The following is an 11,914-nucleotide window of genomic DNA, read 5'->3' as shown; positions in this document are numbered from 1 at the left end:
CTAGAATTTCATGAACCGGCGCATTTGCCGGGTCACGCGCTGTGCCTGCCGCAGGCTCTGTGCATGGCGTGGTGCGCTGGCTTTACTGGTCTCATTCGATGCGCCCGATCCGTTGCCCTTGCGGCTGGCCAAATCGATGCCTTTGTTCACACCCTTGTTGACAAGACGGCGCATGACCTGACGCACAATCATGTCAATGATCCGGTTTGCATTCATGGCTCAACTCCGTGTCCTTACGCATATAGATACGCGCTTTATGCGGCAACAAAAGGGCTGCGCGATCACTCTTCCTCGAACAGTTCGGTCTGGTCTTCGTCGCTCTCGTCCTCGCGGCCCTCGCCCAGTGGGATGGCCCCCGGAGGAGGACGATTCTCCAGCAATCCCGCTGCCCGCAACTCTTTTAGCCCGGGCAAGTCACGGGCGTTCTCAAGCCCAAAATGATCCAGAAACTCAGGTGTTACCACAAACGTCACCGGACGACCGGGAGTCATGCGGCGGCGGCCCAGTTTGATCCACTCCATCTCCAGCAACTGATCGATTGTTCCGCGCGAAACCGAGACACCCCGGATTTCCTCGATCTCGGCCCGCGTGCAGGGCTGATGATAAGCCACGATGGCCAGAGTTTCGATCGCAGCGCGGCTGAGCTTGCGGGTCTCGACCGTTTCCTTCTGCATCAGAAAGCCCAGGTCAGGGGCCGTGCGGATGGCCCAGGCGTCTCCTACGCGCACCACGCGTACACCACGGCCCTCATACCGCTTCTGAAGCGATTCAACTGCTTGTGCCGCGTCGCTGCCATGGGGCATCCGCGCTTCAAGATCCGCAATTGTCACCGGATCGGCGCTGGCGAAAAGAACGGCTTCGACCATGCGTTCCTGTTCAGCCAGTGGAGGGGCCTCGAACAGCGTACCGGTCTCTTCGGGGGCATCAGTCACGTGTCTCGGTCCTCTTGCGCAAATGGATCGGAGCGAATGTCTCGCTCTGCTTGATTTCCATATGTCCTTCTTTCACCAACTCCAGCGAGGCCGCAAAGGTCGCCGCCGTTGCCGACCTGCGCCGTACCGGGTCGGAATCCCAGCCATCGGGCAGGTAAGCTTCCATATCGGTCCATGTCCCGGCAAACCCGATCAGCGGGCGCATTCTTTCCAGCGCCTGTTCCATGGTGAATACCGAATCGCGATCCATCACAAACGGGCGGAATTCATCACGCGTGCGGATCCGGGCATAGCCCTGCATCAGATCCAGCAGCGTGGCGGAATAGGTCACGGTTCGGATGCGGGTGATATCTTCGCCCTGCCCGCGTTTGAAGAAATCGCGCCCCAGCTGATCACGCGCCATTAGCCGTGCGGCAGCATCGCGCATCGCCTGCAAGCGTTCCAACTGAAACGCAAGATGTGCGGCCAGTTCCTCGCCCGAGGGTCCCTCGTCATCCGGGTCTGGCGGCAGCAGCAAGCGGGACTTGAGAAACGCCAGCCAGGCCGCCATCACCAGATAATCGGCGGCCAGTTCAATACGCAGCGCCCGCGCCTTTTCGACAAAGGCCAGGTATTGCTGCGCCAGCGCAAGGACAGAGATTTTCCTCAGGTCAACTTTTTGCGTGCGCGACAGGGTCAGCAGAACATCCAGCGGGCCTTCGAACCCATCGACGTCAACGATCAACGCTTCGGCCGCAAGACGATCCGCGACCGAGACAGGGTCTTCGCTAAAAAGGTTATCGTTCATATACCTGCCCGCCCATTAGGGCAGATAGTTCCGCTTCGACGGCAGGGATGTCAAGTTCCAGCGGGCGTTTGCGCATCGCCAGCGCCCGTTCTGCGCGGGCCTGTGCCACATCAGACATTTCTCCGGCAGCTTCCATCACCTGGGCGCGCTCGGCAAAGCTTCCGTTGCAGTGCAGAACGACGTCACAGCCCGCGCTTATGGCTTGCCGCGACACGTCAGCGGGCGTTCCGCTAAGCGCTTTCATCCCGATGTCATCGGTCATGATCAGCCCCTCAAAGCCAATCCTGTTGCGGATCACATCCACCATGGTTACCGAGATGGTGGCAGGCTGCGGGTCAATCCGATCATAGACCAAATGCGCGGTCATCCCCATCGGCAGGTCGTTCAAGGCCAGGAACGGCACAAAATCGCTGCGCTCAAGCTCCTCCAAGGGCAGATCCACATGCGGCAAGTCATGATGGCTGTCCAACGTGGCACGTCCATGGCCCGGGATGTGCTTGAGCACCGGCAGCACACCGCCGTCCAAATGGGCCTGCGCCACGGCTTTCGCGATTCTGGAAACTCGTTCAGGATCAGTGTCATAGCATCTGTTTTTCAGGAACTTATGCGTCTCCTGTCGCGCGACGTCCACCATGGGCGCACAGTTGCTGTCAATTCCCAGGCCAAACAGTTCATCAGCAGTCAGGCGGTACCTCAGATACATGGCGCGCTCGGCCTGTTCTCCGGCATTGGTCACATGGTCCAGCGGAGGCAGCCATTCGCGGGCCAACGGCGCCCGCAGGCGCTGCACGCGCCCACCTTCCTGATCGATGGTGATCGGGCAATTGCGCCCGACCGCCTCGCGGAAATCATCACACAAGGCGCGTACTTGTTTGGCGTTTTCGATGTTGCGGGCAAACAGAATGAACCCGAACGGGTTCATCTGGCGAAACAGATCTCTTTCCTTTTGCGTCAGGCGCAAGCCCTGAGCATCGGTGATCGTGGCACCGAATTTCACCGAACGGCCACCGGGATACAATCAGCCCCCTGCGCGACAAGCGCAGCACAGAACTGACGCGAGTCGCTCAGGTCTTCAAAGCCCAGCACGCGCAGACGGTAAAAGGTGCGTCCGCCGCTTGAAGTTTTTTGAATAACGCGCTGTTTTCCCGCCATATATTCGCCGAACTTTCCATTCAGGCGATCCCATTCCGATTGCGCCACCTGGGTGCTGTCATAGGCCCCAAGCTGTGCCAGACGCGTGCCCTTCTCCAGCGTATCAGGATCGACATCCAACCCAACCGCAGCTTTTACCGCCGCATTGATCGCCTCTTCAGAATTCTCGCTCGGCGACACCTGGCTGCGAGAGGCACGCGCCGGACGGGTCAACGGGCGCACGGATCGGCGCACGCCCGGCAATTCGGCAATGGCCGGATCCGGCAAGGCCGCTGCGAAATCGGCCGGATCAATTGCGGGTTCTTCCTCGGGGGTGGTCAACGATGCCACCTGCACGCCATCTTCAAATTCTTGCTGCGTTTTGGCCGCCTCACCCGCCAGTTCCGCAACCAGCGCATCCACTGCGTTCTGGCGCAATCGAGCGGCTTCCTGGGTCGAGATCGGCTTTTCCACCACATGCAGCGCTGGCGTCGGCTTCAGATCAGCTGCGGGTACATCTTCATCCGTCAACGAGACCGGCCGCGGCGCAAGGATCAGGCGATCCGCCGGAGCGGCAGCGCTGCCTTTGGCGGCCACCGCATTGACGGCCAAGCCCTGATGATCGGCGGGTGTTCCGCCCGGGTTTTCGGGCTGCACACGCATCGGCCCTTCGGCCGCGCGCACGACCGGCACGCCGCTGACATCCCGCATGACAAGCTGGTATCCCCAGATACCGACACCGGCGACCAGTGCCAGCGATGCGACGGCACCCAAGAAATTGACGGCCCGCCCCAGTCCGAACGCGCCAAGTGGCGCATCATAATCCTGCATGTCTTCGGGATAGTCATACGCATCCTCGGAATGCGTTTGATTCGGGTAATGAATCTGCTCGGGGCTTTGGTGCCCCAAGTAATCGTAACTCGCCATGTCCGCCTCACTGCCCGTTTCGCGCCAGAAAAAAGGCGCGCGGGTCATTTCTTGCCTACCTCGTACCGGCGGTTCGGGCGGTATTGGTTACCGCATCTCCTGCGCCGGGGTAACGCCAAGAATACCCAAGCCCGCTGAAATCACAACAGAAACGGCACGGGCCAATGCAATTTTCGACTGGCTTGTGGCAACATCGCCATCCTGAATGAAACGCAATTGGGTTTCGTCATTGCCCTTATTCCAGAGCGCGTGAAAATCCCCTGCAAGTTCATACAGATAGAAGGCGACGCGGTGCGGTTCGTTGGTCCGCGCAGCGATTTCGACCAGGCGTGGCCATTCGGCCAGCTTCTTGGCGACAGTCAGTTCCGAGACGTGATCGTTCTTGCTCAGATCCGCGCCGGCAAGCGTCACATCATCTGTTGGGATCCCTGCCTCGGCGGCACGGCGCAGCACGCTCATCACCCGGGCATGGGCGTATTGCACGTAGAACACCGGGTTCTCGCGGCTCTGCTCCAGCACCTTGTCAAAATCGAAATCCAGCGGTGCGTCGTTCTTGCGGGTCAGCATCACGAAACGGGTCACATCCGGACCAACCTGATCGACCACATCGCGCAGGGTGACAAAGTTCCCTGCCCGTTTGGACATCTTGAACGGCTCGCCGTTTTTCCACAGCTTCACCAGCTGCGTCAGCTTGATATCCAGCGGCACCTTGCCATCGGACAGAGCCGAAACGGCAGCCTTCATCCGTTTGACGTAGCCGCCGTGGTCCGCGCCGAACACGTCGATCAGCGCGTCAAAACCACGTGTCACCTTGTCATAGTGATAGGCGATATCCGGGGCGAAATACGTCCAGCTGCCATCCGATTTCTTGACCGGGCGGTCGACGTCATCGCCGTGCTCGGTGGATTTGAACAAGGTCTGCTCGCGCGGCTCCCAATCCTCGGGCTTTTTGCCTTTGGGTGGTTCCAGCACGCCTTCGTAGATCAAGCCCTTATCGGTCAGGGACATAAGCGCAGCCTCGATCTTTCCGGTACCATAAAGCGATTTTTCGGAATAGAACACGTCCATCTCGACACCCAGCGCCTTCAGGTCGGCGCGGATCAGATCCATCATAGCGTCGGTCGAAAACTCGCGCAGGTCTTCCAGCCAGTCGCTTTCCGGCTTGTCGATCAAGCTGTCGCCGTACTTCTCTTTCAGCGCCTCTCCGATCGGGATCAGATAATCGCCGGGATACAGCCCTTCGGCAATCTCGGGGCTGAGGCCGTTGGCCTCGCGATAGCGCTCATAGGCCGACCGCGCCAGCACGTCCACCTGCGCGCCGCCATCGTTGATGTAGTATTCGCGGGTCACGTCATGGCCCGAATAGGCTAGCAGGCTCGCCAACGCATCCCCGAACACCGCCCCGCGAGTGTGTCCGACATGCAGCGGGCCGGTCGGGTTGGCCGAGACATATTCGACATTCACCTTCTGCCCCTGCCCCATGGTCGAACGCCCGTAATCGGTGCCTTTTTCAAGCACCGCCGCCAACACGCCTTGCCAGACGGACGGCGCAAGACGCAGGTTCAGGAAACCGGGGCCCGCCACTTCAGCGCTTGTGATCCGATCATCCGCCGCCAGTTTCCCTGCCAGCACATCCGCAATGTCGCGCGGCTTCATCTTGGCTGGTTTCGCCAGCACCATCGCGGCGTTGGTCGCCATGTCCCCATGCGCGGCATCACGCGGAGGTTCGACCGCCACGTTGTCAAAGCTCAGCCCTTCGGGCAGTGCGCCTTCGGACTGCATCTGCGCCAGAGCGTCAAGTACAAGGCCGCGGATCTCGGAAAACAGGTTCATTTCGGATGTCCTTTTGCTTGTCGCGGGGTTTACCACGCAACGCGGCAAGGTCAATGGAAGCCTAATGTTTCAGCTTGGTTTGGCGGAACAACTCGCTAATCTCGGGCATGTTCGAAGATACCGGAGACCGTTGATGCACCGCCCCTTGTCTATTGCCTTGCTTTTGTCCGCCGCCCTGCCTGCACTGGCCGACCTACCCCAACCGCAAGGCCATGTGCTGCTGACGCTGGGCGGCGCGGTCAGCGAAACAAACCTGCCCGCGCGGGGGGAGAATGACGGCGGTCTGCTGGGCTATCTGGAGGTCACGCATGACGGCGCGGCAGGGTTTGATGCTGCCATGCTGGACGGGCTGGAGCAGCTCGAGATCACAATCCCGTATGGTCCTCCGGGCAATGAGCGTGATTACAGGTTCTCAGGCCCGCTTTTGTCAGACGTCATGACGATGGCAGGGGCCGAGGGGAAAACCGCTCTTCCCATGGCGCTGGATGGGTATCAGGCTGCAATCGACTGGAACAGCATCACCACGCATAAACCGATCATAGCAACGCATTCTGATGGCGCACCGATGGGGATCGGTGGTTATGGCCCGACGATGATCGTCTTCCCTCCGACAGAGAACGTCGATCAGTCCGCCAAACAAGCAGCTCAGCAAGTCTGGGCCATCGCCTATATCGCTGTGGAGTGATCAGCCGGTCAGCCGGGCATGGTCCTGCAAGGCAAATCGGTCGGTCATGCCCGCAATGTAATCGGAAACGATACGGGCCAAACCTGTCTCGTCCCCGGCAGCTTCAATGTCATCATGCCAGCGCGCAGGCATCTGCTTGGGATCATTCAAATAAATCGGAAACAGATCTTCCACGATCTTTGCCACGTCCTCCCGCACTGACATCACACTGGGAGCGCGATACATCCGGGTGAACAGAAACGCCCGGATTTCGCGCAGTTGCGCCCGAACCTCATCCGAGAACTGGATGACAGGATACCCAAGATGACGAACTTCTTCGACGGACTGCGCGCCAGACACGGCAATGAGATCGTGAGAGGTGTTGATGACATCGCCCACCATGACCCCGAAAACCCGCCTTAGCGCTTCGTGACGCCGGCGATAGGAATCCAGCCCGGGGTATCTGGCATCCACCTCGGCGTAACAGACACCGACGATCGGAAGGTCTTGCAGATCGTCGTCCGAGAACAACCCCGCGCGCAACCCGTCCAGTAGATCGTGGTTGTTGTAGGCAATGTCATCGGAAAGGGCCGCAACCTGGGCTTCCGCGCTGGCATGGGTGTGCAGTTCAAGATCGAAACCCTGATTGCATTCGGCCAACGCCCATGGCAGATCGCCCGTAACCGGCCCATTGTGCTTGGCTATACCTTCCAGGCATTCCCAAGTCAGGTTGCACCCGTCGAATTCTGCATAGTGGCGCTCCAGCTTTGTGACGATCCGAATGGCCTGAGCGTTGTGATCAAAACCTCCGTAGGGTTTCATCAACGCGTGCAACGCGTCCTCGCCGGTATGTCCAAAAGGCGTATGTCCCAGATCATGCGCCAAGGCCACGGCTTCGGTCAGCTCTGGGTTCAACCCCAGAGCACCGGCAATGGTCCGCGCCACCTGCGCCACCTCAATGGAGTGGGTCAGGCGGGTGCGGTAGCTGTCACCTTCGTGTTCAACAAACACCTGCGTCTTGTGCTTGAGGCGCCGAAAGGCACTGGCATGAATGATCCGGTCCCGGTCGCGCTGAAAGCATGATCGGAAACTGCTTTCCTCCTCGGGCACAAACCGCCCCCTGGTGCGGTCCGGATCCGAGGCAAAACTAGCTCTGTCCAAATGGCCTGTCCTTGTCGCCTGTCCTTGCGCTTTCTATATTGTATGGCGTAATGGAAGGAAACCATTGGAGACCGGCATGAATCTGCCCCCATCAGTCACGGAACGCGCCTTCGAACGCCTCGCCGAAATCGGCGCGGCGGATCAGGGTCAGGCATTGCGCGTCGCAGTGGAAGGCGGCGGTTGCTCGGGTTTTCAATACGAAATCGCTTTGGATACGCCAAAAGAAGATGATCTGGTCCTTGAAGGTAAAGGGCAAAAAGTCATTGTTGACGCCATTTCGCTGCCCTTCCTGGAAAACGCCGTCATCGACTTCACCCAAGAACTGATCGGCGCGCGATTTGTGATCGACAACCCCAACGCCACCTCTTCCTGCGGTTGCGGCACATCTTTTTCGATGTAACCGTGGGGGCTTTGCCCCCACACCCCCAGGATATTTTCAGCCAGATGAAGCAGCGGTCCGCCCTCTGACCGAAAGACCAGAGGGCTTCACCTGGCGCGGTCATCGGCGTCCCCGCCTGTACCGCCACTTCAATTTGAAGATATTCAGTTAAAAATCCGTTTCTTCATCTGGCCAAAAATATCCCGGAGCGCGAGGCAGAGCCTCGCAAATCCGATCTCTGGCTTGCCGTTGGACCCGTTCTGAGCGATAGGTTGCACCAAGTCTTCGGAGGATCGCGCATGAAAATCGCCACGTTCAACATCAATGGCATCAAGGCGCGGGTCGAGGCCCTGCCCCGTTGGCTGGATGAAGCGCAGCCGGACGTTGTGCTGTTGCAAGAGATCAAGTCGGTCGACGAAAACTTCCCGCGCGAGATATTCGAAGAGCGTGGATTCAATGTGGAAACTCACGGGCAAAAAAGCTTCAACGGCGTAGCAATATTGTCGAAACTTCCACTCGAGGACGTGTCGCGCGGCCTTCCAGGCGATGACGCGGATGAACAGGCCCGCTGGATCGAAGCCACTGTCGTTGGCAAAAAGGTTCTTCGGCTCTGTGGATTGTATCTGCCCAATGGCAATCCGGCACTTGGCCCGAAATACGACTACAAACTGGCTTGGATGGAACGGCTATACGACCGTGCCCGCACTTTGTTGGCAACAGAAGAGCCTACGTTGATGGCGGGGGATTACAACATCATCCCGCAGGCGGAGGACGCCAAACGCCCCGAAGCATGGCGCGAAGACGCATTGTTTCGCCCTGAAAGCCGCGCCGCATTTCGCAAAATCCTGAATCTGGGCTTCACCGAAGCGTTCCGGGCCACCACCCAAAGCGCGGGACACTATTCATTTTGGGATTATCAGGCCGGGGCCTGGAACCGAAACGACGGAATTCGGATCGATCACTTTCTGCTGACCCCACAAGCGGCGGATCTTATGCGGGATTGCCAGATTGATGCAGCCGTGCGCGGACATGAAAAACCCTCGGATCATGTGCCTGTCTGGGTCGATCTGGACATATAGTGTTTCAGGCCGTGACGTCGTAGCTGTATATCCATTCGTAACGGCACGACAATTTCCCCCCGATTGCCATAAGCGCACATTGGGCCGCCAAACGGGCGGGGCCTGAAAGGTGGAAATTGCGTGCGTTCGACCCGGCAGCGGCAACCACGCTTTCTGCCCTTGGTCGGCGCGTTTTCTCGTAGGCTGCAAGCGCGCTGGTGACACCCGGGTGCTCGTCGAATGATCGCGCAAGCGTCCAGGCATCTTCCAGCGCCAGACAAGCGCCTTGCGCCATGAACGGCAAGGTCGGATGCGCCGCGTCCCCCAGCAATGCCAGACGACCGTTCTGCCATTTTTCTGCGACCGGGCGCAGGAACAAAGCCCACAGATTCACATCGGAGACCTTTGACAGAATCTCACGTACCGGATCGCCGAATCCTGAAAAACGTGCGCGCAATTCGTCCGGATCACCCCTCAGCTTCCATCCCTCTTCGCGCCAATCCGAGCGCTCCTCGACCGCAACGATGTTCATCATGCTTTGATCGCGCAAAGGATAGGTCACGACATGCCGACCCGGCCCCATGGTCAGGGATGCCGCCACCACGTCTGAATCTGGTCGCCAGGGAATGGTTGCGCGCCAGGCGACCTGGTGCGTAAACGCGGGAGTTTCGGGCCCGTTCAGGACCGGGCGAATCGCGCTTCGACCACCGTCGGCGGCAATGACACATTCGGCGCGCAGCCGCTCGCCGCTCGCCAACAGGATTTCAGCTTCGTTGGAGTGTTTTTGCACGTTGGAAACTTTGGCCCCCAGGCGGACATCCACACCGGCGTTGCGGGCCGCAGTATGCAGCAGATTCAACAAGTCGGCACGGTGAAAATAAATGGTCGGACCAGCCGACGGCCCAGGCAGTCGGCTGACAACGCGCCCTTTGCGGTAATCACGGACGATCGTACCATGGGATTTCTGACCGACAGACAGATCCGCCACCCCAAGCGCGCGCAACACACACATCCCGTTTTCACTGATCTGCAGACCTGCGCCGACCTCAGTCAGTGCCGGGGCTTGCTCCAGCAGGGTGACGTGCGCCCCGTGTTGCCGCAGCGCCAACGCAGACGCCAAGCCACCGATGCCACCGCCAATAACGCAGAAATTCAACCGATTGATCTTCATGCCCTACCGCTTAACGCAAAAACGCCAGAGCCACAGGCCCCGGCGTTCGAAATTCTCAAGTTGCACCCGGCGATCAATCGTCGCGGTGGACTTTTTCGCGGCGCTCGTGGCGCTCTTGCGCCTCAAGCGTCATGGTTGCAATCGGACGTGCATCAAGACGTTTCAGCGAAATCGGATCGCCGGTCTTTTCGCAATACCCGTATTCACTTTCTTCGATCCGACGCAGGGCTGCGTCGATTTTGGCGACCAGCTTGCGTTGACGATCGCGTGTCCGCAGTTCCAAAGCGCGATCTGTTTCCTCGCTCGCTCGGTCTGCGACATCCGGTATGTTTCGGGTGTTGTCCTGCAGCCCTTCGATCGTGTCGCGGCTGCCCGCCAAAAGTTCATTCTTCCAATCCAACAGCTTGCGGCGGAAATACTCAAGCTGACGGTCATTCATGAAAGGTTCATCTTCGGCCGGGCGGTAATCTTCCGGCAGAAAAACTTCCTGTTTCATATTTGCTCCCTCGGTATGGCCAGAAACGTCGGTCGCGGTTGTTTCACCTGACATTTGGCACCCCCTTCTGCGCAGCATTTAGCCGACGAGCGTGGGATTGTCACTACACAAACGTTGCTTCAGCACGCCCAAGCGCTGTTTTGTCTAAATATGAGACAAACAACAACAAAACCCTATTTTTCTATGAAAATTAGCGGGCCTTTTTGAGGCAGGCGTTAATCAGCAGGACACATTCCCGCACGCGAATCAACCAAAAGGGCTTGGAGTTCTTACTAAAATCGCCTCAACCGACGCATGGACGCGGGTTGTCAAAATCGTTGGCCGTCTGTAACCCGGAAAACACAACCAGCCCACGGATCACGCAAAACCATACGAGAGGCCCATGACAGCACGCTTTCAAGGTACAGCCGAATATGTCGCCACTGACGATCTGACAATTGCCGTGAACGCCGCTGTCACACTCGAGCGTCCATTGCTGGTCAAGGGCGAACCCGGCACTGGCAAGACAGAGCTTGCCAAACAGGTGGCCGGCGCGCTGGGGCTGAGGATGATTGAGTGGAACGTGAAATCCACCACCCGCGCGCAGCAGGGCCTGTATGAATATGATGCGGTCAGCCGTTTGCGGGACAGCCAGCTGGGTGAGGAACGTGTTCATGACGTGTCGAACTACATCCGCAAAGGCAAGTTGTGGCAGGCCTTCGAGGCCGACGAAAAGGTTGTTCTGCTGATCGATGAGATCGACAAGGCGGATATCGAGTTTCCCAACGACCTTCTGCAGGAACTCGACAAGATGGAGTTCCATGTTTACGAGACAGGGGCAACGATCCGGGCCAAGAACCGCCCTATCGTTATCATCACTTCGAACAATGAAAAAGAATTGCCGGACGCGTTCCTGCGCCGCTGTTTCTTTCACTACATCCGCTTTCCGGATGAGGCTACGATGCGTCGAATCGTCGAAGTACATCATCCTGGCATCAAGGAGGCGCTGCTGACCACAGCCCTGACCCAGTTCTATGAAATCCGCGACACGCAGGGGCTGAAGAAAAAGCCATCGACATCCGAGGTGCTGGACTGGCTGAAACTGCTGCTGGCCGAAGACCTGAGTGCCGAAGACCTCAAGCGTGGCGGTACCGACGCGCTGCCGAAACTGCACGGTGCGTTGCTGAAGAATGAACAGGATGTGCATTTGTTCGAACGTCTGGCCTTCTTGGCACGCGGCAAGCGATAGCCGGCAGGTAAAGGGACGGTGATCATGGCTTGCCTTGGGACGACCCGAATGTCAGCATCGGCCTATCTGGCGAGACAGAGCTTCGCCCCCACAGAACTGGATGTATCGCTTGGCTAATGCACTGACAATCCGCACCCTGCGTGCCGA

Annotated in this window: 13 protein-coding genes; 4 read left to right on the top strand and 9 right to left on the bottom strand. The window is 58.7% G+C overall.

Going from position 1 to position 11,914, the window contains the following annotated elements; translation table 11 throughout:
- The 6 genes from AC2FEB_RS05840 to argS all read right to left on the bottom strand — a co-directional run bounded on the left by AC2FEB_RS05840 (position 1) and on the right by argS (position 5,610).
- Positions 1-216, bottom strand: a complete 216-nt coding sequence (locus AC2FEB_RS05840; protein WP_496671173.1) for a hypothetical protein — start codon at positions 214-216, stop codon at positions 1-3.
- Positions 217-281: 65 nt separating this feature from the next.
- On the bottom strand, positions 282-932 hold the full coding sequence (scpB, locus tag AC2FEB_RS05835) for an SMC-Scp complex subunit ScpB (RefSeq protein ID WP_117868697.1): 651 nt from the start codon (positions 930-932) through the stop codon (positions 282-284).
- A complete protein-coding gene (locus tag AC2FEB_RS05830) occupies positions 925-1,719 on the bottom strand; it encodes a segregation and condensation protein A (RefSeq protein WP_299893879.1) in 795 nt (264 codons plus the stop codon). The genes scpB and AC2FEB_RS05830 overlap by 8 nt, the downstream gene beginning before the upstream one ends.
- Positions 1,709-2,716, bottom strand: coding sequence for a beta-N-acetylhexosaminidase (nagZ, locus tag AC2FEB_RS05825; RefSeq protein WP_117872708.1), 1,008 nt, complete (start codon positions 2,714-2,716; stop codon positions 1,709-1,711). Before nagZ ends, AC2FEB_RS05830 begins: the two co-directional genes overlap by 11 nt.
- Entirely contained in the window at positions 2,713-3,825 is a 1,113-nt protein-coding gene (locus AC2FEB_RS05820) for an SPOR domain-containing protein (protein ID WP_496671177.1), read from the bottom strand. The genes nagZ and AC2FEB_RS05820 overlap by 4 nt, the downstream gene beginning before the upstream one ends.
- Before the next feature lie 39 nt (positions 3,826-3,864).
- Positions 3,865-5,610, bottom strand: a complete 1,746-nt coding sequence (gene argS / locus AC2FEB_RS05815) for an arginine--tRNA ligase (RefSeq protein ID WP_496671180.1) — start codon at positions 5,608-5,610, stop codon at positions 3,865-3,867.
- A 133-nt stretch (positions 5,611-5,743) separates the two neighbouring features.
- Between argS and AC2FEB_RS05810 the strand changes: the two genes are divergently transcribed.
- Positions 5,744-6,295 carry a putative pterin-binding protein gene (locus tag AC2FEB_RS05810; RefSeq protein WP_496671183.1) on the top strand — a complete coding sequence of 184 codons (552 nt, stop codon included), beginning with the start codon at positions 5,744-5,746 and terminating at the stop codon, positions 6,293-6,295.
- Here AC2FEB_RS05810 and AC2FEB_RS05805 read toward each other — a convergent pair whose 3' ends face one another.
- A complete protein-coding gene (locus AC2FEB_RS05805) occupies positions 6,296-7,435 on the bottom strand; it encodes a deoxyguanosinetriphosphate triphosphohydrolase (RefSeq protein ID WP_496671186.1) in 1,140 nt (379 codons plus the stop codon).
- 76 nt (positions 7,436-7,511) lie between these two features.
- On the opposite strand from AC2FEB_RS05805, the gene AC2FEB_RS05800 reads away from it, so the two are divergent.
- Both AC2FEB_RS05800 and xth read left to right on the top strand, forming a co-directional pair.
- Complete coding sequence (locus AC2FEB_RS05800; RefSeq protein ID WP_496671189.1) at positions 7,512-7,835, top strand: HesB/IscA family protein; 324 nt, start codon at positions 7,512-7,514, stop codon at positions 7,833-7,835.
- A gap of 278 nt (positions 7,836-8,113) precedes the next feature.
- On the top strand, positions 8,114-8,893 hold the full coding sequence (gene xth / locus AC2FEB_RS05795; RefSeq protein WP_496671191.1) for an exodeoxyribonuclease III: 780 nt from the start codon (positions 8,114-8,116) through the stop codon (positions 8,891-8,893).
- A 4-nt stretch (positions 8,894-8,897) separates the two neighbouring features.
- Here the strand turns inward: xth and AC2FEB_RS05790 are convergent, their stop codons facing one another.
- Both AC2FEB_RS05790 and dksA read right to left on the bottom strand, forming a co-directional pair.
- Positions 8,898-10,043: an FAD-dependent monooxygenase gene (locus tag AC2FEB_RS05790; RefSeq protein WP_496671194.1), complete on the bottom strand. Its 1,146-nt coding sequence runs from the start codon at positions 10,041-10,043 to the stop codon at positions 8,898-8,900.
- A 73-nt stretch (positions 10,044-10,116) separates the two neighbouring features.
- Positions 10,117-10,539 (bottom strand): RNA polymerase-binding protein DksA, encoded by a 423-nt coding sequence (gene dksA, locus AC2FEB_RS05785; protein WP_117872703.1) that lies wholly within the window; start codon positions 10,537-10,539, stop codon positions 10,117-10,119.
- Between the two features lie 382 nt (positions 10,540-10,921).
- Between dksA and AC2FEB_RS05780 the strand changes: the two genes are divergently transcribed.
- Positions 10,922-11,767 carry an AAA family ATPase gene (locus AC2FEB_RS05780; protein WP_117868689.1) on the top strand — a complete coding sequence of 282 codons (846 nt, stop codon included), beginning with the start codon at positions 10,922-10,924 and terminating at the stop codon, positions 11,765-11,767.
- Positions 11,768-11,914 lie beyond the last annotated feature (147 nt).

It is taken from the genome of Ruegeria sp. YTSC106, from assembly GCF_059609765.1.
The sequence above is the reverse complement of the archived record's forward strand: the minus strand, read 5'-3'. Positions and strand labels throughout refer to the sequence as shown.